This window comes from Paenibacillus sp. RC21 (assembly GCF_044907935.1).
Lineage (GTDB): Bacteria > Bacillota > Bacilli > Paenibacillales > Paenibacillaceae > Paenibacillus > Paenibacillus terrae_A.
This window is the reverse complement of the sequence record NZ_JBIYCS010000001.1, coordinates 428,639-451,800: the sequence shown is the minus strand read 5'-3', so window position 1 is coordinate 451,800 and position 23,162 is coordinate 428,639. Positions and strand designations below refer to the sequence as shown.

The 23,162-nt window shown below is 47.3% G+C and carries 21 protein-coding genes and 1 other annotated feature; of the genes, 4 read left to right on the top strand and 17 right to left on the bottom strand.

Annotation, left to right across the window (positions count from 1 at the left end; genetic code table 11):
• The first annotated feature begins 40 nt into the window (after positions 1-40).
• Positions 41-553, top strand: coding sequence for an ADP-heptose synthase (locus ABIA61_RS02175; RefSeq protein ID WP_404580238.1), 513 nt, complete (start codon positions 41-43; stop codon positions 551-553).
• Positions 554-688: 135 nt separating this feature from the next.
• Here the strand turns inward: ABIA61_RS02175 and ABIA61_RS02170 are convergent, their stop codons facing one another.
• Complete coding sequence (locus ABIA61_RS02170) at positions 689-991, bottom strand: HesB/YadR/YfhF family protein (RefSeq protein WP_014281172.1); 303 nt, start codon at positions 989-991, stop codon at positions 689-691.
• 588 nt (positions 992-1,579) lie between these two features.
• On the opposite strand from ABIA61_RS02170, the gene ABIA61_RS02165 reads away from it, so the two are divergent.
• The gene (locus ABIA61_RS02165; protein WP_283655685.1) at positions 1,580-3,337 is read left to right on the top strand and encodes an ABC transporter ATP-binding protein; all 1,758 of its coding nucleotides are present in this window, start codon (positions 1,580-1,582) and stop codon (positions 3,335-3,337) included.
• Positions 3,337-5,529, top strand: a complete 2,193-nt coding sequence (locus ABIA61_RS02160) for an ABC transporter ATP-binding protein (RefSeq protein WP_404519217.1) — start codon at positions 3,337-3,339, stop codon at positions 5,527-5,529. Before ABIA61_RS02165 ends, ABIA61_RS02160 begins: the two co-directional genes overlap by 1 nt.
• A 110-nt stretch (positions 5,530-5,639) precedes the next feature.
• On the opposite strand, the gene ABIA61_RS02155 is transcribed toward ABIA61_RS02160, so the two are convergent.
• The 3 genes from ABIA61_RS02155 to ABIA61_RS02145 all read right to left on the bottom strand — a co-directional run bounded on the left by ABIA61_RS02155 (position 5,640) and on the right by ABIA61_RS02145 (position 9,261).
• Positions 5,640-6,608, bottom strand: a complete 969-nt coding sequence (locus tag ABIA61_RS02155; RefSeq protein ID WP_404519218.1) for an S-layer homology domain-containing protein — start codon at positions 6,606-6,608, stop codon at positions 5,640-5,642.
• Between the two features lie 205 nt (positions 6,609-6,813).
• Complete coding sequence (argS, locus tag ABIA61_RS02150; protein WP_283655682.1) at positions 6,814-8,538, bottom strand: arginine--tRNA ligase; 1,725 nt, start codon at positions 8,536-8,538, stop codon at positions 6,814-6,816.
• 60 nt (positions 8,539-8,598) lie between these two features.
• Positions 8,599-8,853 (bottom strand) — a binding site (T-box leader).
• Between the two features lie 78 nt (positions 8,854-8,931).
• Positions 8,932-9,261, bottom strand: a complete 330-nt coding sequence (locus tag ABIA61_RS02145) for a four-helix bundle copper-binding protein (protein WP_283655681.1) — start codon at positions 9,259-9,261, stop codon at positions 8,932-8,934.
• Positions 9,262-9,522: 261 nt separating this feature from the next.
• Between ABIA61_RS02145 and ABIA61_RS02140 the strand changes: the two genes are divergently transcribed.
• Positions 9,523-10,038, top strand: a complete 516-nt coding sequence (locus ABIA61_RS02140; RefSeq protein WP_404519220.1) for a MogA/MoaB family molybdenum cofactor biosynthesis protein — start codon at positions 9,523-9,525, stop codon at positions 10,036-10,038.
• A gap of 70 nt (positions 10,039-10,108) precedes the next feature.
• On the opposite strand, the gene ABIA61_RS02135 is transcribed toward ABIA61_RS02140, so the two are convergent.
• The 13 genes from ABIA61_RS02135 to ABIA61_RS02075 form a co-directional block, all read right to left on the bottom strand.
• Entirely contained in the window at positions 10,109-11,572 is a 1,464-nt protein-coding gene (locus tag ABIA61_RS02135; protein WP_044644931.1) for a nicotinate phosphoribosyltransferase, read from the bottom strand.
• A 119-nt stretch (positions 11,573-11,691) separates the two neighbouring features.
• The gene (locus ABIA61_RS02130) at positions 11,692-12,258 is read right to left on the bottom strand and encodes a cysteine hydrolase family protein (protein WP_283655679.1); all 567 of its coding nucleotides are present in this window, start codon (positions 12,256-12,258) and stop codon (positions 11,692-11,694) included.
• A gap of 67 nt (positions 12,259-12,325) precedes the next feature.
• Positions 12,326-13,114, bottom strand: coding sequence for an NUDIX domain-containing protein (locus tag ABIA61_RS02125; RefSeq protein WP_134910030.1), 789 nt, complete (start codon positions 13,112-13,114; stop codon positions 12,326-12,328).
• Between the two features lie 65 nt (positions 13,115-13,179).
• Positions 13,180-13,602, bottom strand: coding sequence for a PaaI family thioesterase (locus ABIA61_RS02120; protein WP_283655678.1), 423 nt, complete (start codon positions 13,600-13,602; stop codon positions 13,180-13,182).
• 121 nt (positions 13,603-13,723) lie between these two features.
• Positions 13,724-14,176: a YlbF/YmcA family competence regulator gene (locus ABIA61_RS02115; RefSeq protein ID WP_283655677.1), complete on the bottom strand. Its 453-nt coding sequence runs from the start codon at positions 14,174-14,176 to the stop codon at positions 13,724-13,726.
• Positions 14,177-14,260: 84 nt separating this feature from the next.
• A complete protein-coding gene (gene miaB / locus ABIA61_RS02110) occupies positions 14,261-15,814 on the bottom strand; it encodes a tRNA (N6-isopentenyl adenosine(37)-C2)-methylthiotransferase MiaB (RefSeq protein ID WP_283655676.1) in 1,554 nt (517 codons plus the stop codon).
• Positions 15,815-16,109: 295 nt separating this feature from the next.
• Entirely contained in the window at positions 16,110-16,682 is a 573-nt protein-coding gene (pduL, locus tag ABIA61_RS02105) for a phosphate propanoyltransferase (RefSeq protein ID WP_013309962.1), read from the bottom strand.
• Between the two features lie 112 nt (positions 16,683-16,794).
• Positions 16,795-17,898 (bottom strand): low temperature requirement protein A, encoded by a 1,104-nt coding sequence (locus ABIA61_RS02100; protein ID WP_283655675.1) that lies wholly within the window; start codon positions 17,896-17,898, stop codon positions 16,795-16,797.
• Positions 17,899-18,090: 192 nt separating this feature from the next.
• Entirely contained in the window at positions 18,091-19,104 is a 1,014-nt protein-coding gene (locus tag ABIA61_RS02095) for a dipeptidase (RefSeq protein ID WP_283655674.1), read from the bottom strand.
• 126 nt (positions 19,105-19,230) lie between these two features.
• Positions 19,231-19,491: a stage V sporulation protein S gene (locus ABIA61_RS02090; protein WP_007430104.1), complete on the bottom strand. Its 261-nt coding sequence runs from the start codon at positions 19,489-19,491 to the stop codon at positions 19,231-19,233.
• A 129-nt stretch (positions 19,492-19,620) separates the two neighbouring features.
• Positions 19,621-20,415, bottom strand: a complete 795-nt coding sequence (locus tag ABIA61_RS02085; protein WP_283656248.1) for a TIGR00282 family metallophosphoesterase — start codon at positions 20,413-20,415, stop codon at positions 19,621-19,623.
• 75 nt (positions 20,416-20,490) lie between these two features.
• Positions 20,491-22,035, bottom strand: a complete 1,545-nt coding sequence (gene rny / locus ABIA61_RS02080) for a ribonuclease Y (RefSeq protein ID WP_014281153.1) — start codon at positions 22,033-22,035, stop codon at positions 20,491-20,493.
• A 377-nt stretch (positions 22,036-22,412) separates the two neighbouring features.
• Positions 22,413-23,162, bottom strand: coding sequence for a regulatory protein RecX (locus tag ABIA61_RS02075; RefSeq protein ID WP_404580237.1), 750 nt, complete (start codon positions 23,160-23,162; stop codon positions 22,413-22,415).

Here is a 23,162-nt window from a genome sequence, read left to right as displayed (position 1 = left end):
CTCTTATCGCATAATTTGGTAAATGCAGGAGGCTTGACCGATGTCCCGACAATTTGTAACGGAAGCTGTAATGGTTGCCATATATGGCCAACTGCTTACAACTCCCGCCCCTGTGGAATATATAGTGCCTTACACATCGTTGCTGGAGCTATACGAATTTCAGGATAGCACGGAACCGCTCATGGAAAATTCTGTTGACGATCAGCATGTGAAGCGAAAGGTAAGCGAACTGATCAGCTATTTTGAGGAGCCTTTGAATCAGAAAAAAATTCGGCGCGCGCTTCAGATGCCTTGGGCCAAAAGCTTGCCCATCCTGTTCGACGCCAACACCTCGCTGATCGTCATTAATGCCGTCGATACTGCGCATTACGGAGAATATTTTGATCCAATCGAGACTGAATTGGTACTAACAGCCCAGCGTGAAGAATTACCCATTTTGACTGATCAACTGGACTGGATTCACCGCATTATTGAAGCTTCCGTTCCTGTACATGTGTACGACATAGATGATTTTGATTTTGCAGTGGATGGTCCGATGCCTAACAACCCTTAACATGCAGCACGCGCGCCCCAAGGACAACAAAACGGCGGAGTATCACATACAGGTTAATCCCCTGTAATGCGATACTCCGCCGCTTTTTCATGTCCCTAAACGGTTAACCTGCACGCTATTTCTAACGTTAGAGCTTTAAGACTGCTCTTCCTCGGCATACGTGTAAATAATGTCGTCATGTTCCTCCAGATACTTCACTTCCAGATGATGACCCTTCAAATACCAGTAATCCTGATCCTCCATATAAAACGTAATGCCAGCCGCTTCATGTTGTAATACGGGGTGCTGCGGAGGCTCTACGGCAATTCCCAGAGAAAAGCCCGGATGTAACCCACCGCCGGAACTATAGCGGGCAAAAAAACGGATCGTATCTCCACGGTTCAGACCAAGCTCCTTGATGTACCACTGTGCCGCTGGTTCAGTTACCTGTATGCTCATGCGTTAGCTCATCTCCTTGTACAATTACATCCTGTTAACTATATCATAGCATGATTTAGAATGACCACCAACCGCCCCTTACTCAAGTGAAAATCTCCAGCGAGCGATATACATTTTTTTGAAAAAGGTTTGACAATTCGCAAAAGACGGTGTTAAGATTCAACCATACGAGATCCATTTTGAAATTAATTACCAAATTGAACGATTACTCATGTTCAGAATGAATCCAATTCGAAGAAGAAAGGAGTGTTACCGGTGCTAAACATTCATCTCGCCTTTTACCCAACTTTACAAACACAACAACTTCATACCGGAGCATCTCCCCTGACGCATCCTTCGGAATTGGGCCATTCACGTTGTATGGTTTAATACGAGTGGCTGCCTGCGTTTGAGCAGTTTTTCAGTGGTGAGTGTGCTGAAAACATCTGCGCGCCATATGATATTGAGATTTAAGGCATATCGTCTGCGGACGGTATGCCTTTTTTGCGCCTGTTACCGGATTGAAGCTAGTGGTAGCAAGCCTTATTGTTTATTCAAAATGGCACAACAACTCTCGCATGAGCTTTTCATGAAAGGATGGGATTCCTCTTGTTTTCGGTACTCAAAAATTTAAGCTGGTTTTTTAAAAGAGAACGAAGCCGGTACTCGATTGGGCTGTTTTTGCTGATCGCCGTTGGCGTGCTGGAGCTTGCTCCGCCTCGGCTGCTAGGTAGCGCTATTGATGAGATCGTACGCGGTTCAATTTCATGGTCCTCGCTCTGGCATTATATTTTTTATATTTTAGGCATTCTTGCCGTCATCTACTACATTACGTACATATGGATGCACAAGCTGTTTGGGGGTGCCAATCTGGTGGAGCGCCTGTTGCGCACACGCTTTATGAACCATCTGCTGCGGATGACACCTCCATTTTTTGAACGCAATCGTACTGGTGACCTGATGGCTCGTGCTACGAACGACCTTCGCTCTGTCGCTAGTACTGCGGGCTTTGGCATGCTGACGCTAACTGACTCTACAGTTTACCTGAGCGTCGTGCTGGTCGCCATGGGTACCCTGATTAGCTGGAAGCTGACACTGGCGGCGGTCCTGCCGCTGCCATTCATCGCACTGGCAATGAGCATTTATGGCAAAGCCGTTCACGAGCGCTACACGCTGGCACAGGATGCATTTGGCGATATGAACGACCAGGTGCTGGAATCCGTGGCAGGTATCCGGGTTATTCGCGCCTATGTACAGGAAAGGATGGATGAAAAACGGTTCGCCGATATTACCGATGACGTATTTCGCAAAAATCTGGCGGTCGCCCGGATGGACGCTCTCTTCGAACCGACGATTCGCTTATGCGTAGGACTTAGCTATGTTATCGGGCTCGGATATGGTATTTATCTGGTATTTCATAACGATATCACGCTGGGTGAACTGGTATCCTTTAACATGTATCTGGGGATGATGATTTGGCCGATGTTTGCCATTGGCGAGCTGATCAACATTATGCAGCGCGGTAGCGCTTCCCTCGATCGGGTAAACGAAACTCTCCATGTGGAGCCGGACGTACAAGATGCAGCTCAGCCTGTAACGGTTAACCACCCCGAGTCCATTACGATGAAAGATGTTACCTTCCGTTATCCAACCTCATCTGTTGACAATCTGTTACATGTGAATTTGGAGCTGAAACGTGGAGAAACGCTAGGTGTCGTCGGCCGAACAGGCAGCGGGAAATCCACCCTGCTCAAACAGCTACTGCATGAATACCCGACGGGTAGCGGTGACATTTTAATCTCTGGTACTCGGCTGGAGGACATTGCTGTTGAACAACTGCACAGCTGGATCGGCTACGTGCCACAGGAGCAAATTCTGTTCTCCAAATCAGTGCGTGAGAACATTCAGTTCGGTAAACCGCGTGCAGATGATGACGATATCATGGAAGCGATCCGTACCGCAGCTTTCGATCAGGATTTAGGCACCCTGTCCGATGGACTGGACACACTCGTCGGAGAAAAAGGCATAGCCCTGTCCGGCGGGCAGAAGCAACGTGTTTCGCTGGCACGCGCCTTTATCGGCGATCCGGATATTCTGGTGCTAGACGATGCACTGTCCGCGGTTGATGCTCGAACAGAAGCACGTATTATTGATAATATCCGGCGTAAACGCTCGGGTAAAACAACTCTGATCTCCACTCACCGTCTCTCGGCTGTAGAACATGCAGACCGGATCGTCGTGCTGGAGCAAGGACGCATTATTGAGGAAGGAACCCACAACGAGCTGCTTCAGACGGACGGATGGTACCGTCAACAGTATGAACGGCAGCAAGTGGAATCTGTTCTGACCTCAGGGGAGGTATCCTAATGAAACCCAATATCGGCAAAAGGCTATTCCAGTATGCGCTGACGAGCAAAGCGGGCTTTATCGCCGCACTCATCGCGTTGGCTATCGGGGTAGCCGCCGAGCTGGCCGGACCCTTCATCGCCAAAACGATGATCGACGACCATATGCTCGCTATTGAAAAACCATTTTACGAGACAACTAGCGTGGACGGCACGGTAGGTTATGCCGGAACCCATTTTAAGCGTGAAGACCGCTTTGAGGCCGGGGAGGTCAAAGGGCGTGAAGCGAGGATTTTACAAGTCGGCAAATCCTTCGTATTTATTGATGGTACGGTGCAGGTGGCTGACGGTAACCGCTCCTTTGCGAACGGCACGCTGTCGGTGACACGCGGCTCCGACACCTTTCGCTATGATGCCAAGGCTTTGACAGCCGATGAGCTGTATAGCTTTTACAAACCGGAAATGCCCGGTATCTTTCAACTGATTGGCTGGTATTGCTTCTTTCTGGTCATTTCGATCTTTGCCGAATTTGGCAAAACGTACTGGCTGCAATCCTCGGCCAACAAGGTCATTCAAAAGCTTCGGCTTGACCTCTACGCACACATTCAACGGTTGCCAGTTTACTTTTTTGACAATCTGCCCGCAGGTAAGGTCGTATCCCGTGTTACGAATGACACAGAAGCGGTAAAAGATTTATTCGTGGCCGTACTGTCGAACTTCACTTCAGGTATTGTGACGATGGCTGGTGTATATGTCGCACTCTTTTTGCTGGACTTCAGACTGGGTCTGATCTCTCTGTTCATTGTACCGCTGCTGATCTTGTGGATTGTGCTGTACCGCAAGGTCGCCACCCGCTTTAATACGATCATTCGGTCCCGGCTCAGTGAGATTAATGCGATTATCAATGAATCTATTCAAGGGATGTCCATTATTCGTGTGTTCCGGCACCAGAAACAAACGCAACATGAGTTTGAAGAACTGAACGATGATTATATGAAGCATCAGAATAAAATGCTGAATTTGAACGCCTTCACTTCACACAATCTGGTCAATGTGCTGAGAAATCTTGCCTTTGCCGTCGTGTTGTGGTATTTCGGAGCAGAGGCGCTTGGCACGACAGGCAGTGCTGTATCACTAGGCGTATTATACGCCTTCGTCGATGTACTGGGACGACTGTTCCAACCGATGACTGGTATGGTCAACCAGCTTGCGGTGCTGGATACATCAATCGTATCCTCTGGACGGGTATTTGAACTGATGGATGAAACCGGAGAACAGGTAACAGACGGCACGATGCGGCGTTACAAAGGTCTGGTGAAGTTCGACGACGTAACCTTTGCCTACAAAAAGGATGCTGTCCTTAAGCATATTTCCTTTACTGCACATCCCGGCCAAACGGTTGCACTCGTCGGACATACCGGATCCGGAAAAAGCTCAATTATTAACCTGCTGTTCCGGTTTTATGATCCGCAAAAAGGAACGATCACCATTGACGGAACCTCTGTCAAGGACATTCCAAAGCAGTGGCTACGCCATCATATGGGTATCGTTCTTCAAGATCCATATTTGTTTACAGGTACAGTAGCCTCCAATGTCAGTCTGGGAGACAGCCGGATTACCAGAGAACAGGTGAACAAAGCACTGTGTGATGTCGGGGCTGACAAACTGCTGGCCCATTTGCCGCAAGGCTTTGACGAGCCAGTGATCGAAAAAGGAAGTACTTTATCAGCCGGGCAGCGTCAGCTCATTTCCTTCGCCCGTGCGTTGGCCTTTGATCCGGCGATTCTGATTCTCGATGAAGCTACCGCCAATATTGATACCGAAACCGAGGCGCTTATCCAATCTGCGCTGGAGGTGCTCAAGAAAGGGCGTACTACCTTCATCATTGCTCACCGTTTGTCGACCATCCGCAGTGCGGACCAAATTCTGGTGCTGCATCGGGGCGAGATTGTCGAACGCGGAAACCATGACGAACTCATGGCTCAGGGTGGTCGTTACTTCCAGATGTATCAGCTCCAGTCAGGAACGGCGGGAACAGATACAAATCCATCCTCTAGTGCATCGTCGGAACAAGAAGCTTTACTTGCAGAGAAAACTGCTGTAGCAGCAGGAGCTGCCACTTCTGGAAAAGCCGATACCCGAGCAGGTACCAGCTCCTTGCAGAAACCGGGCACAGGTCAAAACGGACCCGGCTTGGCTGGAGGAAGCGCATAAAGTAAGCACACAAAGCATGCATAAAAAAACAGCAAGTCTCCGGATAAATACAATGGAGACTTGCTGTTTTACTTTTTCTAAATATATGTTTCGTGTGTACGCTACAAGTATTATTGGGCTACCGAGGTGCCTGATCCTGTAGGAGGAAAAACAGTTCCCTCTACCGCCTTAATCGTAACTTTATACTTGCTGTCCACCAGTGTACTTGTGTGGGTATCCGTAATGACCTGGATATTCATTTCCCCCGGCTTTGGACTTGTCAGCTTGTAGTAAATCACTGCAGTGGCGTCATCTACGTAGTCGATATGATCCACTTCAATGCCGTAACCGGGATTGGGTGCCTGCAAACGGGTTAATGTTACCTTGTTCTGCTGTTCATTCACCTTCTCTACACTCATACTAATACCATTTTGCTGGCCCGGATCTGAAGGCTCTGCCGGATTTTCTGGAGTGGATTCAATCGGTTTATGATTTTGCACAAATTCGGATGCATTATAGACCATCTCCGCTGCCTCCATTCGGGTTACTTTACGTTCCGGATTAAAGTTGCTCTTTTCATCTAATTTAGCAATTTTGGTCAACAACAGGAACTGAACCCCTTCGCTTGAATCTTGGTCCAGCTTCTTGCCATCCGCAACATTAATGTACATGCGGACTGTTGGATATTCTCCGGTTGCACTAACCGCTTTGTACAGTATATTCGCGAATTGTTCTCTTGTCATCTGAGTACTTGGATCAATATCCGGTGACAAAGGAATTTGGTGTTGAGCCGCAATCCGGTAAGACTTGGCATACCATGCCGAAGACGGAATATTGGCGAAGGAACCCGTCGTGAAATCCGGCATAACTTGAAGATCCATCGCATTAACGACCATATGCACCCCTTGTGCATACGTAAGTGATTGATCAGGCGCAAACTTATCCTTCGTGATGCCCTGAATAATACCTTTGTTCTGAAGCGAACTTACAATCTTCTCCTGCTCTGTTCCTTTTATATCACGAAATGCCGAAGCTGACGTAGCCACTGCCAACGAACAGATCACCAGCAAAGCTGCTGTCACGCTTTTGTTTTTTTTCATGAGATGCACCTCCATATTTACTATGTTTCTTCTATACTTATCGACGCAATACTATCAACAAATGTTTCAGATACTCAAAAATTGATTGTAAAAAAAGCCTACGATACTTACAGTTAGTGTAACCCGTTTAACTCTTTTCTGCTCACGTCCTAGGCTATATTCTAAGGATACTCACTTTGCGGGCACTCTTCCTCAGGCCATTTGGCTACATCCGATAGGGTGCTTTCAGGCCAAGAAGATGCAGCGTATGTGCCAAAATATCAGCAGTTTGTCCAGCCAACTGAATGCGCCACGGCCCACCATCGACAATCCGCTCCTTGGCGTAAAAGCGGTTGAACGCCTGCGCCGTATCCAGCGCAAACCTCGCGATAACCGAAGGTTCCAGTTGCCGAGCCGCACGTTCCAGTTGTCCCTGATAACGAACCAGTTGCTTAAGCAGTGCCCAGCCTGCATCCCCCAGCATTTCATCCGATGCATCGGTGAAATCAGATACTGGATGTTCCCTCATAGGAACGTCGATACCAGAACCATCCACCGTACCGGCGCCAGCATAAGCTTTTTCCAAAAGACTGCGTATACGTGCATGTGTGTATTGTACATAAGGACCTGTCTCACCTTCAAAGGTTAACGCGTCTTCCAGTGAGAAATCCACTTCGTTCAGGCGGTTATTTTTTAAGTCGCCAAAAATGATCGCCCCGATGCCGACGTCCTCGGCTATTTCCTGTTGATCCTGTAAATTGGGATTCTTCTGGGTGATGATAGTTAGAGCGCGGGCCACCGCTTCATCCAGCACCTCCTCCAGCTTCACGACCTTGCCGCGTCTTGTGGACATTTTTTTACCTGCAAAACGCATCAGACCAAACGGCACGTGCTCACACTGCTCCGCCCACGTCTCCCCTGCACGCTTTAGCACCTCAAACACCTGCCGGAAATGCAACTGCTGCTCTCCACCTACCACGTACAGCAACCGATCAGCTTTCATCACCTCATGACGGTAGAACGCCGTAGCCAAATCACGGGTCGGATAGATGGTAGTCCCATCCTTTTTCAAAATCAGACAAGGCGGCAGCCCTTCATCCTCCAGACGCACCACAAGCGCACCGTCACTTTCTTCCAGCAAACCTTTCGTCCTTAATCGGGCAACAACCGCCTGCATTTTATTATTGTAAAAGCTCTCTCCCAGTACATGATCAAATGTAAGGTTCAGACGCTGGTACATGCGATCAAATTCACGCAGGCTGACTTCAACAAAAAACTCCCATAGCTGCTGAGCCTCGGTATCTCCATGCTCCAGACGGCGGAACCATTCTCGACCTTCGTCCTCCAAAGATGGGTCATGCTCGGCTTCCTCATGAAAACGCACGTACAGCTTAAGTGACTCTCCAATCGGATCTTGCTGTAGCTGCTCTTCATTTCCCCATCTTTTATAAGCCGCAATTTGCTTACCAAACTGTGTTCCCCAATCCCCCAAATGATTCACACTAACCGGAACATACCCCGTTTCCCCGAGAATGCGGTACAGTGCAGCACCGATGACAGTAGAACGAAGATGGCCGATACCAAACGGTTTGGCAATATTGGGCGAAGACATATCAATCACTACCCGCTGTCCGTGTCCGAGATCTGGCTTGAAAAATTCGGGTTTGCTCAATTCAGCCAGCATCAGTGGAATATGAATGGAACGCCCCAGTGTTATATTGACATAGGCTCCTGATGCCGAAGCAGTCAGTCCTTCCTTACGGGTTATGGCCTCCGCCAGTTCCAACGCAATTTGCTGCGGAGCCTTCCTAAACTTTTTAGCCAGCAAAAAACAGGGAAACGCTACATCCCCCCATTCCGGTTGTGGCGGTACCTCCAATAAAGAGGAAATCTCCTTTTCCTCCAAGCCCGTATGGGCAGAAATAGCCTGAGTAGCGATCGATAACAGCATGGCTTTCTCTCCTTTTTTTCATTAGAATCTAACAAAAAAAGCTCCCGCCTCTTGAATTATTCAAGAGACGAGAACTTCAATATCCCCGCGGTACCACTCTTCGTAAATCGGATTGTGCAATGAACTATGCATAATCGCCGATTTCACTCCAATGACAAATAACGGTGTCTGCCGGGCTGAACTACTAACGGAACTCCGTGTTGGAACAACCGTCTCCCGGGTGCGCTTCACGTTGGGCCTCATACCGGCTTCCACCTTTTCCGGCTCGCTGTAATGATATGGCTCCCCTGCTACTCTCCCGTTCCAAGACGTTAATTCCCATCATTATACAAACCTATCCTGTAGAAAGCAATGTTTTATTTTCTGTTCAGGCGCTGGCTCGATTATATGTAATTACACAGCCACCATTTGGCGGCATGCCTGAACACAACGGCGGCAGGCTGCTGCACATTGCTTGCAATGCTCATGAGCGTGCTTACCGCATTCAGCAGCACATACTTCACAGGCTTTGGCACACAGCTCACAAATTTGCTCGGCAAATTCCGTTCCGCGTTCCAACATTTGAGCAGCAAACCCGCATATTTCTGCACATTCCCGGCTCACTCGAATACACTCGCGCAGCATAGCCAAATCATATTCCTTCAAGCTCGCCACGTAACAGACGTTGCAAGCGTTCATACATTCCAGGCAAGCATCCACGCATTGTTGGTATGAATGTTTCATAATACATTACCTCCCTGTTGTTGACCCTGCTGTATTATTACCCGTCGACAATTGAGATTAATCAACCGTTGTTCACGCTTTCAACTTGACCAAACAAAAAATCCCGGCTTATGTAAGGAAGTGTACTATATTCCATCCCATCCGTGCAAGGGGATAAATCACACAACTCCCTAATGCCTGCTCCTGACTTGCACACCGACAATCATTCCTCTATTGTAAAAAGAGTATGTCTAACCATAGATCGAGGAGTGAGCATTGCAAATGAATATATCTTCTGTAGAGGAGCATCGACGGGAGGCCCCACAGCAGGTTAGCTGCATGGTTGTAACCGTCTCCGACACCCGCACCGTGGAAACAGATACCGGAGGACGTCTACTGGTGGATCTGTTGGAAACGAACGGCTATCAGGTGGCCCGATATGTTATCGTCAAAGACGACTATGATGGCATCCGGCAACTGGTATCCGAAGCCGCGGAACGCGATGACATTGAGGCTGTTCTTCTGACAGGCGGCACCGGTATTTCCCCGCGTGATACAACGTATGAAGCCGTATCCTCTCTGCTGGATAAGGAACTGCCCGGATTCGGGGAAATCTTCCGTTATTTAAGCTTTGCCGAGGATATTGGTTCTGCAGCGATATTGAGTCGTGCTGTAGCTGGCACTGTCGACCGGACAGCCGTATTTTCTATGCCAGGCTCACGTGGAGCCGTCCGTTTGGCGGTGGAGCGCATTATTATACCTGAGCTGCGGCATGTCATGAGGGAAATTTACAAATAACACACAGATTTTCCTCTTATGCTCTGAAACACAAAGAGGCACCCCATTATTTGCAGGGTGCCTCTTAAAACTATTCCTTTTCTTCCACTTCTGGCTGCATATAGCTGTCGATCAGCTTTTGTTTCAGCCCCCATACCTTTTCACTGAGATTTACACGGTAAATTTCCGGGTTCATTTTCCGCAAATATTCCGGCCAGAACAGTTGCAGCTGGGAAGTATGGTATGCGCGAATTTCATCCAGCCCGGGAAGTTCATACACTTTCTGCCCATTTACGAAAATAGGCTCCAGCATCGGAACTGCCTCGTAATTTTCCACATACTTCTTCATGTACGGATGCAACGGGTTAAAGAGTTTCAGCCGCTTTCCATTGCGCGGACGGTCTTCGTCCGGAAAAGAAATATAATCGGCGACAGCTCTCCCTTTCTTCTTATCTATAATACGATATACATCCTTCTTACCCGGTGTGGATACCTTTTCCGGGTTGCCCGAAATTTTAATCGTCGGCAGCATTTCTCCTTCTACTTCCCGTTCGACTAGCTTGTAAACCCCGCCCAATGAAGGTTGATCCGAAGCTGTAATGAGCTGTGTCCCCACACCCCATACATCGATACGCGCGCCTTGGGCCTTTAAGTTAAAAATTGTATTTTCATCCAAATCATTAGAGGCTACAATTTGTACGTAATCCAGCCCTTCGGCATCTAGCATTTCCCGAGCCTGAATGGATAAATAAGCCAAGTCACCACTATCCAGCCGGATCGAATTCATCCGTTTACCCTGACTCTCCAGCATCTTCGCTGTCCGAATCGCATGGGGAACGCCGCTCTCCAGCGTATCAAAGGTATCTACCAGCAGTGTGACCTGATCCGGTAAAACCTTCGCATACACGTCAAAAGCCTCCTGCTCGCTCATAAAGGTCTGCACCCATGAATGAGCATGTGTTCCCTTCGTCGGAATACCAAAATGCTCACCTGCCAGCATATTAGATGTCGCGTCAAAGCCCGCTACATAAGCAGCCCGTGCTCCCCAAATCGCCGCATCTGCTTCCTGCGCCCGTCGTGTGCCAAATTCCAGCAGCGTATCGCCGCTTGCCACCTGCTTGATGCGAGACGCCTTTGTCGCAATCAGTGTCTGGTAGTTCATAAAATTCAGCAATGCTGTCTCGACCAGCTGTGTTTCCATAATCGTTCCTTCGACACGTACCAGAGGCTCATTCGGGAAAACAAGTGCCCCTTCTTTCATTGAATGAACGGTTCCACCAAACCTAAACTGGCGCAATGCCTCCAGAAACATAGGATCATACTTCTCCTCTTGCTCTGAAAGGTAACGGATATCCTCTTCTGTAAAGCGCAGATTTGCAATGTAATTCACAATGCGTTCCAGACCTGCAAACACCGCATATCCGTTGCCAAAGGGCAACTTGCGAAAATATGCCTCAAACACAGCTTTTCGCTGGTGACTTCCGTTCACCCAATGGGCATACATCATATTAATCTGATATTTATCTGTATGTAATGCGAGGCTCGTTGACTGCATCATAATCATCCTCTCTGACTGTCCCCGGTTTTGCAGCGACGTACCGCCTCATCCATCTGGATTCAGCAATATCCGACTCCATTCTGTTATCGGATATGGGTGCACAATCGTTAAGTTATTTACTTCTTCTGGCGTAAAATCGTATCCTCAGCCGACCATACGGCGGCTCCAAGACTGCCCTGAAAATGACCCAAAGCCCAATCATGTCCGGCCTGATTAAAGCTGGCCACAGCGTCCTTGTATACCGTAATCGCAAATCCTTTGTTATAAGCGTCTACAGCCGTATGCAGTACACAAATATCCGTGCATACACCGATCAAATGAACTTCTGTAATACTACGTTCGCGCAGCCTGAGTTCCAGGTCCGTGCCAGCGAAGGCGCTGTATCGTGTTTTATCCATCCAATAGATGGAATCACTCTGATTGGCATAGAGGTTATGGAGCTTGCCATACAAATCTCGTCCCCCGGTTCCACGAATATTATGCGGAGGAAACAGTTTGCTTTCCGGGTGATAAAGATCATTTTCCTCATGCCGATCCACTGCCATTACGACAAAGTCCCCTTGATCCACATACGCCTGCGTAATGGCTGCCATCCGTTCATCCAGCTCTATTGCCGGTGGTCCAACAGGCAGATTGCCGTCCACAAAATCATTCGTGTAATCAATAACAATCAATGCCTCCATCGTTCAGTCAGCTCCTTCATCCTCAAGTTGGGGAGTGTGCGTTCTTTACGTGACCTACTACAATACATTAGGTGTAGATAGACAACCGCGGCACCCTGTCACTAAAACGATAAAGCTGTGCCGGTCTCTGTGAATACTGGTTGGAGCTGAGCGGTTTGCCATTCTCGTCCCGTACCTCTTCCAATATTCCCTGTCTGCTGCGAGTCGACGTTATTTTGCGAATAAAGTTCGGCTCTTCGAAATCCGGTACGACACTTTGAATGACCTGATACAGCTCGCCCAATGTAAAATGCAGAGGTAAAAACTGCTTGGCTATCGTCGTCTGGAGCATTTGCAACTGAATCTTCCGGTAGGCATCCACAATAATGTCCCGATGGTCAAACGCCAGCTCCAATTCCTCCAGCGCTTCACGGATCGTGAACAGCCCAACCTCGGAAGCATCATCCGCCGCTTGCCGCTGCTCCAGCATCCATTCCTCTACCAGTGCAAAAAACGCATGCGATATGATCCACCCGCGCGGATCACGCCCAGGTCCACTATACACACCTAGGTACTCCAGATGACCGCCGTCCACGCCGGTTTCCTCTAACAGCTCGCGCTTGGCAGCTCCGTAAATGGATTCATCTTCCTGACAAAAGCCCCCCGGCAACGCCCAACGTCCGGCAAACGGCCAACTACGACGCTTGATAAGCATTACCTTCAGCTCACGGATCGGCAACGTCTTTGTCACCGTCTTGCGCTCCCGCTTGGTTAAGGTGAACATGACGATATCTGCCGGAGCACCATCCGGGGTGCGATATTTCTTAATGTTATACGACGCCTTCTGCGTCTCTTCGTTTATACGTTCGTTATCCATTGGCATCACCACATTATATCGTTTTGATAAATTCATTATGACATAATAAAAAGTTTTGTCAAGCGTCAGGCCTTATCCAAATGATCTGGTTGTTTACGCAATACCCGGAATGTCGCTGTAGCCATGCAGCCGAGTATCCCTTCACTATCCTTTACTTCCGCCTCAGTCGTTATGGTACGCCCCCCTTGATGGAGAATTCGTGCCTTAACCTCCAATCGCCCTTGTTTCATCGCTGACAGAAAATGAACGTTCAGATTCGTCGTCACACATAATTCCATATTGCGTGAAACCATACTAACCATCCCCATCGCCTGATCCATCAATGTTGTGAGCACGCCCCCATGAACAATTCCCACCACATTGGTATGCTGCGGTCCAGCCTGTAAAGCGATATGTACCTCATTTGCATCAGCTTCGATTAATTCACATCCTAAATACTCCCAAAATGTGTTTACTTCACCCTCTACCAAACTACGCAAGATATCCATTCCTTGTTTTCATCCTTTCTATGATGCCCCATTTCCTCTTGAGGTCTGATACAGTACATATGATTACAAGTTGCTCCTGAAAAAAAGGCGTGGAGGCTGAGCCTCCACACCATACATCATTCTAGTCACTGCAATTGGAGGAAGAAGTACTTTTTCCCTCTTCTACATTCACCTTTTCGGCAACTGTATCACGAATTGCCATGATAACCATTTGCAGCAGTTCATTAATTTCTACCTGGCTTTGCTGAAACTCCGTTACAATCGGAATACCGTCAAGCTCTTCCTGAAGCTCCTGCAGCTCTGCCTCTATTTTGGAAATCATCGTCTGATTCTTCAAGGATTCGAAAGCCACAATTTCCTTTTGCTTTTTCTTCATTGCTGCAATCAGAAGCTGGATGCGCTCATGATCGCGGATTTTATCTTCTGCTTTCCGAAATACCTGCACTTCTTCACTGTTGCCCAAAATACCCGCCAACTCTTGGGCTTTCGCCAATATCATATCGCGATTGACCAAATGATCATGCTGGCGCGCCGCCGGTTGAAGCTCTGACTGTTGCAACCGCTCCTCTGTCACTGTCCATCGCTCCTTTGCTCACTTAATAAGGTCGTACATACAGTTCATATTTGATCCACATGCAAACCTTGCTATGATATTTTGTTAACCGTTAACCGCCACAGCGGTTTGAACCAAATCGCCCTTGATGTAAAAGGTCATAGGCTCCGTAATTTTCACCTGCACAAAGGTCCCGATCAGATCCTTGGAGCCTTCAAAATGCACCAGCTTATTGGAACGGGTCCGGCCGGCAAGCACCTCACTGTTATTTTTGCTCTCGCCTTCTACCAGCACTTCAACCACCTCGCCACGCAGTCTACCGTTAAAACGAAGGCTGTTTTGGTTCACCACATTGTTCAGACGCTGTAGACGCTCTTTTTTGACTGACATAGGCACATTATCTTCCATAGACGCGGCTGGCGTACCTTCACGTGGTGAATAAATAAAGGTGTAGGCAAAGTCATAACCGACCTCGCGCACGAGAGAAATGGTATCTTCAAACTGTTCGTCCGTTTCGCCCGGGAAACCTACGATAATATCCGTTGTGAGCGAAGCATGCGGAACAGCCGCTTTGATCTTCGCCGCCAGTTCCAGAACGCGCTCACGTGTATATTTTCGGTTCATTTTCTTCAATATATCCGTATTGCCGGATTGAACAGGCAGATGGATATGCTCCACCAAATTGCCGCCCTTACCAAGCACTTCAACCAAGTGGTCATCAAAATCACGCGGATGTGATGTTGTAAAACGTATACGCGGGATATCTATCTTACGCATATCGTCCATCAGATCCCCGAATCTATAATTCATATCCTTCAAATCCTTGCCATAGGCATTGACATTCTGACCGAGCAAGGTAATTTCCTTAAAGCCCTGACGTGCCAAATCCCGTACCTCAGCAATAACATCCTCGGGACGACGGCTTCTTTCCTTACCGCGTGTGAAGGGAACAATGCAATAGGTGCAAAATTTATCGCAGCCGTACATAATGTTCACCCAAGCCCGCATACCCTCGCGCTTCTTCGGCAGGTTCTCGATAATGTCGCCTTCCTTGGACCACACCTCGACCACCATTTCTTTGCTGAAGAGTGCTTCCTTGACAAGCTGCGGCAGGCGGTGGATATTATGGGTACCAAAAATCATGTCGACAAAACCGTGCTTTTGCAAAATCCGGTTGACGACACTCTCTTCCTGCGACATGCAACCACATACGCCAAGTAGCATGCCCGGCTTCTCTGTCTTGAGATGCTTGAGGTGACCCAGCTCACCAAATACTTTGTCCTCCGCATTTTCACGGATCGCACATGTATTCAGCAAGATAATGTCCGCTTCCTTACGATCCTCTGTCGCCTGATAACCCATTTGCTCCAGCAATCCTTTAATCGTTTCGGAATCATGCTCGTTCATCTGGCAACCGAATGTGTACACGATGTAATACTTTCCCTCGCCGATATGCTTCAGCTCATCCGGAACTGCATTATCGTACAATACCTGTACGTCTTCTTTACCGCGTTGCTTTTCTTTTCTATGATTCGGCTCCGCCATAATATTGATTTCACGTCCGCGAATGCGGATCTTCTTGCTATGCTCATCCTGAGAAATGATCTTTGCATCCGAGAAATCAAAATATTTGGAGTAATCTTTCGTTTCCTTGGCCATTCCTTTGGTCACTCCTTACACCATCTATTTCACGCCAATTACGCTTTTACTATATCTTTGCATATGGGTACATCTCTTTTTAGCCCGTAAAAACTCCTTTGAAAAAGGCATTACACTAAATTATAGCATGATTTATAAGCCATCGCCATATATCCCCGTGAACGCAAAAGGGGTACACTGAGAATCTAATGTCCATATTTTTATAGATGACCATTTTGAGAATCCTTAGTATGTAAAAAAGCCCGACTCTTTAGCAAGAATCGGACCCTTTGCCTTTCGGCATTATATACGTATATTAGTCAACGATTTCAGCGTTGTCACCGTTTTTCACGCCGGCTCCGTTCGCTTCATCTGTATCAATGTGCATATCCAAAGCAAAAGAATCGGACACACGCGCAAGAACATTTTCAAATACAAGACCACGTTCGCCGCCGACACGTACTTTCAGCAACTGCTTGTCCTTAATGTCCCATTTCGCTGCATCAGACGTATGGAAATGAATATGACGGGCAGCTACGATTACACCCTCTTGCAGTTCCACTTCTCCAGCTGGTCCTTTTACTGTGATTCCTGGTGTTCCGTCAATGCTGCCAGATTCGCGTACAGGCGCTTTTACACCGATGGCAAAGGAATCTGTGCGAGAGATTTCAAGCTGGGAAGCCGGACGAGCTGGTCCCAAAATGCGAACCTTATCAAATTGGCCCTTAGAACCAATTACGGCTACCGTCTCATTTGCGGCAAATTGTCCTGGTTGGGATAATGGTTTAAATTCCGTCAGTTGATATCCTGCTCCGAACAAAATTTCAATATGCTCTTGAGTCAGGTGAATATGGCGTGCGGAAACGCCGACAGGTACGATTTTACTCATCGTATGGTCACTCCTTTTTCTCTATACAATACTTTACACATCTATATTATTATACTCCTACTTTGCCAAGAAAGAAAAGGAAAGCGGGACAAAGTTCCGTTTTTCGCCCTATTCAGCCTTTAATATCGTGAACTGTCATTTTAGCGAACAGGATAAAGAACAGCATGATTTCAGCTACGATGAGATGAGAGGGAACAACAATAAATATGTTAAGGATAAACAAGACACAGAGGACTCCAGTTAAGAAAAAAATGACTCTAAGGCTTGGTTTAAGATGACTTAATCTGTAGCGATGGAATACCAGCAAAACCGACAAAAAGTAAATAAGTACAGAAGCAAAGGTAAAGCAAAGTACAAAGATATAGGCTACTTGTCCCAAAAACAAGAGCTGTATCGAAGCTGCTAGCATGCTAAGTGAAAGATAAATAAACAAATGACCATAAATAATAGTCTGTCCTGCTGTTTGTTTTGATTTATCTACGTGCTTCTCCATATTCTCAAAGTATTGCCACCAGATTGCGATGACTAATACAAAAGCCAAGGCAGCAAATACAACGGAAGAGACCGTAAAATGATCAGATTGTAAAACAGAAAGCATACTTATCACCGATTCGCCAAGCAGGATTAAGGTGAACTGTGCAAAGCGCTCTAATAAATGCTCCGTATGGATAGGTGTGATCACCAATTTTTTACGACCCATCAAAGGAACGAGGATATCAACAGCAATGCCGACATATAAAATCAAATATCGAACCCAGGACTCAAAAAAGAGGGAGAAACTGGAGATGACTATTCCGATCCAAAAATAGGTACCGAAAAAACGAGCTGTTTCCTGTTTATGACCCGCTTCTTTGGGTGCCGAAAGTAAATATTGAACGGCAGTCAAGCCTCTTAAACCAATATAGCCAGCAAAAAAGGATACATAATACGCGTCAAAATCTATATTCAGGCTGGCGGTCATAATTAACACGAAAAACAATTGCAGGATCATAAAGATTCGATGCGTCATACTGTCTTGACCAAAACGGTTGTTGTAGACAGTTTGTCCCACCCAAGCCCACCATATCGGAATAAAAATCAAAATAAACTTTTCCAGATTCTCCAAAGAAATACTATCATGTTCAACATGTAGTAAAACATGAGTGGCCTTGGAGACAGCGGCTACGAACAATAAGTCATAAAAGAGTTCAAGCCAGGTAACCTTTTTTATCAACATTATGTAATGGAGCTCCCCTCTGATATGGCGGTACAGCATGGTAACTCGTCAAGCTCGCTCCAAATGTCTGTCATATTTCAGCAAGCGTTATTTTAGCACCATACCATTCTAGGATGCTCCAATTATTTCGTAATATATCTCGCATTGTCAAGGGTATTAAGTAACCAAAAATAACTGCTATTAAATAGCTATTTAAGAAGACATTTTGGAAGGCAGATTCGTTTGCAGATATTCCAGCGCATGTCCTCCCAGCCACCCCTTGACCAGTTCCTCAGGATAATGCTTCATCAGCAGTTCCGCAAAACGTGGATATTTCCCTGAATGCTCCAGCCCCTGCACATGATGCTCAATACCGTCAAAATCAGATCCGAACATCAAATGACGTTCGCCACCTAGTGAACAAATATGTTCAATGTGTGGCAACAAATCCTCAGCGGTCACCGTACCCTGCTCTTTGAGAAACATCGTGACGAAAGTCAAACCAATCCGTCCGTTACGCGCGATCAACGCACGAATCTGTTCATCCCGAAGATTACGTGGGTGAGGACATACCGCGAAGGCGTTGGAGTGCGAAGCAATCGGCGGTTGAGCTGCCTCCTCCAGCACCTCCCAGAAGCCTTGTTCAGACAAATGCGATACATCTAGTAGCAAACCTAATTCATTACAGCGCTTGACCAACTCATGCCCCTTGCGAGTCAGCCCGCCACCCCTCTGCTCCATAATGCCGTCAGCCGCCCAATTTGCATAATTCCACGTCAGCCCGATCAATCGGATTCCCAAGGCATAGCACAGTTCAGCATAAAACGGATTTCCTTCCAGCGCTTCCACTCCCTCCAGCGATAGCAGAGCCCACGGTGATCCTTGATGTTGTTTTATTTCATTCCCTTCCAGATGTCCCACTGATGTATCCTTACGTTCTTCCAAGTCTTCTCTCCACAATAGCGACTTCAACCCGACAGATGGGGATATCATATGCTGTCTGAAGAGTTCAACCTGACGAATTACATGCTCAAATCTTGGCGTACCCAGCACCTGGGAAATATATATTGCGAATGTCTGCAAGTTCACATGGCCTTCTAACAAACGCTCTCTTGTAACATCAAGCGAGGGATGACTGAAATCCACCTGCGGGTTAAGCTGCATCTTACACAACACATCACAATGCAAATCGGCAACCGACCATTTCATGTGTGGTTTACTGTTCATGCATCTTACCTCCATTCATAGATTACAGCGTGATGAAGTTATCTTACAATCTATGTAATAAAGGGCGACTTCCATGCAAAAAAGCCCGTTTACACCATCGTAAACAGGCTCAACAACTAACATTTATTATCTTGGCTCTACAATCAACTTGATTGCAGTCCGGTCTTCTCCGTCAATAACAATATCCGTAAAAGCAGGAATACAAATCAAATCCACTCCGCTTGGTGCGACAAATCCCCGGGCAATGGCTACAGCTTTAATGGCTTGGTTCAGTGCACCCGCTCCAATCGCCTGCAATTCGGCATTTCCGCGTTCACGCAGTACTCCTGCGAGTGCGCCTGCAACTGAATTAGGATTGGATTTTGCTGATACTTTTAATACATCCATAGTAAGTACCTCCCCTGGGAATGATGATGGTTTGATTCCACTATTAGATGTTATTCGAGGGTCAGCAAAAAATTCCTGCTTTTTGGTGACAGTTTTCCTTATTCTTTCCTTAAGCAGTTTCCAAAAAGGTTAATCCATCCGCCATTCATCTTCTTTGAGTCTAATTTTCTGAATTTTACGTGCCATACCGTCGTTGTCATTCAACTCTACGCTAACTGCGTGAAAATGCCATTTTCCGTTGTCCGGTTGAAAACGTACCGGAAGCTGAGTCTGAAATTTCTGCAACACGGCTTCTCTCTGCATGCCAAGTACTCCTTCATAGGGACCTACCATGCCCACATCTGTCTGATACGCAGTTCCTTGCGGTAAAATCGTATCATCGTTGCTCTGCACGTGGGTGTGTGTACCAACAACAATTGAAGCACGGCCATCTAGATGCCAACCCATAGCGATTTTTTCCGATGTCGCTTCGGCATGAAAATCAACCAGAATGTGCTTATGCTTCTTGCGCAATTCATCTACGATCTCATCTGCTGCGCGGAACGGGCAATCGATGGGTGGCAGAAAGGTTCTGCCCTGCAAGTTAACGATCGCCAGCTCCTTGCCTCCACCTTTCACCACGGTATAGCCTCGCCCCGGCGTTCCTGGCGGGAAGTTTGCCGGACGTATGATACGCGGCTCATCATCTATAAAATCAAATATATCCTTATTGTCCCAAGTATGATTACCCATTGTAATACCATGTACGCCCCAATCAAAAAATTCTCTGGCGATGGCTGGAGTAATGCCTCTTCCTGAAGCTGAATTTTCCCCGTTCACGATAATGATATGCGGGTTGTATTTTGATTTTAGCGAAGGGAGATTTTCCCTTAATGCCTTTCTGCCTACACTACCGAAAATATCTCCAATAAATAGTACGTTGATAGAAAACCCTCCCTGGTATGCCTTACATAATGAAAAGTGGCCCTACAAACAGCGGCCACTTTTCGTTAAATTACTTTATTTTGCGTATTCTACCGCGCGGGTCTCACGAATGACGGTAACCTTGATATGTCCCGGATAATCCAGTTCATTCTCAATCGTTTTCGTTATATCACGAGCCAGTCGGAATGCTTCCGCATCATCAATTTTCTCTGGCTGCACCATGACGCGGACTTCGCGTCCAGCTTGAATAGCGTACGATTTTTCCACGCCTTCAAAAGACTCGGAAATGCGTTCCAGCTTCTCAAGACGACGGATGTACGTCTCCAGTGTTTCACGCCGCGCTCCTGGTCTTGCTGCCGACAGGGCGTCTGCCGCCCCAACCAGCATAGCAATCACTGAAGTCGCTTCGCAGTCGCCGTGATGTGAAGCAATACTGTTGATGACGACCGGGTGTTCCTTGTACTTCTTCGCCAGTTCCACGCCAATTTCAACGTGTGATCCTTCCACTTCGTGATCCAGCGCCTTCCCGATGTCATGCAGCAACCCTGCCCGTCTTGCCAGTGTAACGTCCTCGCCCAGTTCTCCGGCCATCAGACCTGTCAAGTATGCAACTTCCATCGAGTGCTTCAATACGTTCTGTCCGTAGCTTGTACGGAACTTGAGACGTCCCAGGATCTTGATTAAATCCGGATGCAGGCTATGCACGCCCACCTCGAAGGTGGCTTGTTCGCCATACTCGCGGATTCGTTCATCCACTTCTTTACGGGATTTTTCCACCATTTCTTCAATACGAGCCGGATGTATCCGTCCGTCCGCTACGAGCTTCTCAAGCGCAGTACGCGCTATCTCTCTGCGAATCGGATCAAATCCGGACAAAATAACCGCTTCCGGCGTATCATCAATAATGAGGTCAATTCCCGTAAGGGTTTCAAGCGCACGGATATTACGGCCTTCACGTCCGATAATCCGGCCTTTCATTTCTTCGTTCGGCAACGTGACAACGGAAACCGTCGTTTCCGCCACATGGTCCGCCGCACAGCGTTGGATGGCCAGTGTGATAATTTCACGAGACTTTTTGTCCGCTTCCTCTTTGGCCTGTTGCTCAATTTCCTTAATCATCTGAGCGGTTTCATGACGAACTTCCTGCTCTACGTTGGACAGAATAATACTTCTGGCATCTTCCGTCGTCAGATTGGAAATACGCTCCAGCTCAGTTACCTGACTCTTGTAAATCAAATCAATCTGCTGCTGGGTTTCATCGATTCGTTTCTCTTTGTTGGCCACTTGTTCTTCTTTACGTTCCAGCGATTCCAATTTTTTATCCAGCGATTCTTCTTTTTGCAGCAATCTTCGTTCCTGTCGTTGGATTTCATTCCGACGCTCACGAGTTTCTTTTTCAGCTTCGGCACGGATGCGGTGAATTTCATCTTTCGCTTCCAATACCGTTTCCTTCTTCAGCGCTTCTGCCTCTTTTTTCGCGTTCTCCACGATTTGCGCGGCAGCTTCTTCCGCACTGGAGATTTTAGCTTCTGCAATAGATTTGCGAATAAAATAACCAATCCCGAACCCAAAGAATAACGCGGCTACAGCAACGAGAACGAACCAGATCGCAGTCATCATCATACTGTTCACCTCCCCGTTGGTTCCTCCAAGGCATTCCTTGGGACTTTTTGCAATTGTCACATTAGCTTTGATCGTCAAACTAAGATAACGGCACGCGGCCGTTTCATTTCATATGCACATGCTTTCACATGTACAATTCCGCCTGGCATAGCGGCATCACTTGTTATTTGGCGATGAGAACGTACCCATGGACTCCACTTTTTTGGAAGGAAAAAGGGTGTTCCACAAGCATCGTTTCATATATATTTTATTATTTGACAAATGGCATTGTCAAGGGAATGCAAACTTTAGTAGATTACCATGTGGCTTTCCATGTGATAACCAGCTCATCCTGTTCGCTTATACCAGCTAATGGATGCCCGGCTGTTTAACAGCTATTCATCCCACAGCGATAATTCCTCGTCATCGGAAGCCCCGTCTTGCTCGGCCATCGTGAGATGATTGACTACGCGGCGTGTCATATCCCCCGAATATCCGCGTCTCATGAGAAAGGGGTACGTTTTCCGTTTCTTCTCCATTATATCTCCACGCACCTGATTCCATTTCCTGCGTCCGACTATCAAAGCGCTCTCCCATTCCTCCTGATCGCTGACCTCACCTAAAGCTTCCCCGATAGAGGCTTTAGAGATGCCCTTTTGACGCAGTTCCTGCCTTACCCACATCTTCCCCTTCCGCTGGCTCGTTATGCGCTGTCTTGCCCACTGACGGGCGTACAGATCGTCATCCACAAGTTGCTCCCGCTCCAGACGGTTCAACACTTCATCAATAACAGCTTGACCCATTTCCTTTTGCGTCAAACGCTGCTCAATCTCCTGACGTGTACGTGGCTTTTGTCCCAAATAACGAAGCGCGTGCACGTATGCCTGTTGCTTTTCGTCCGCCAGAACGATTTCTTCCAGTTCCCTTTTGACGAAAGTCGTTCCTTTGAACATATTGTACTTGATCATTACATCTTCCAGTACGGACAATGAATACAGGCCAAAATGAATCGTGTATCTTCCGCGTTGCCTACCCTGCCCCTGTTCCACCCTCGTAACCATCAATTCCTCATGATCAGGAAAAAGGGAGATTCCTTGCTGCTCATTTTCCTTCGAAGTGTGTTCACCTTCATCTTCCAATTGCAA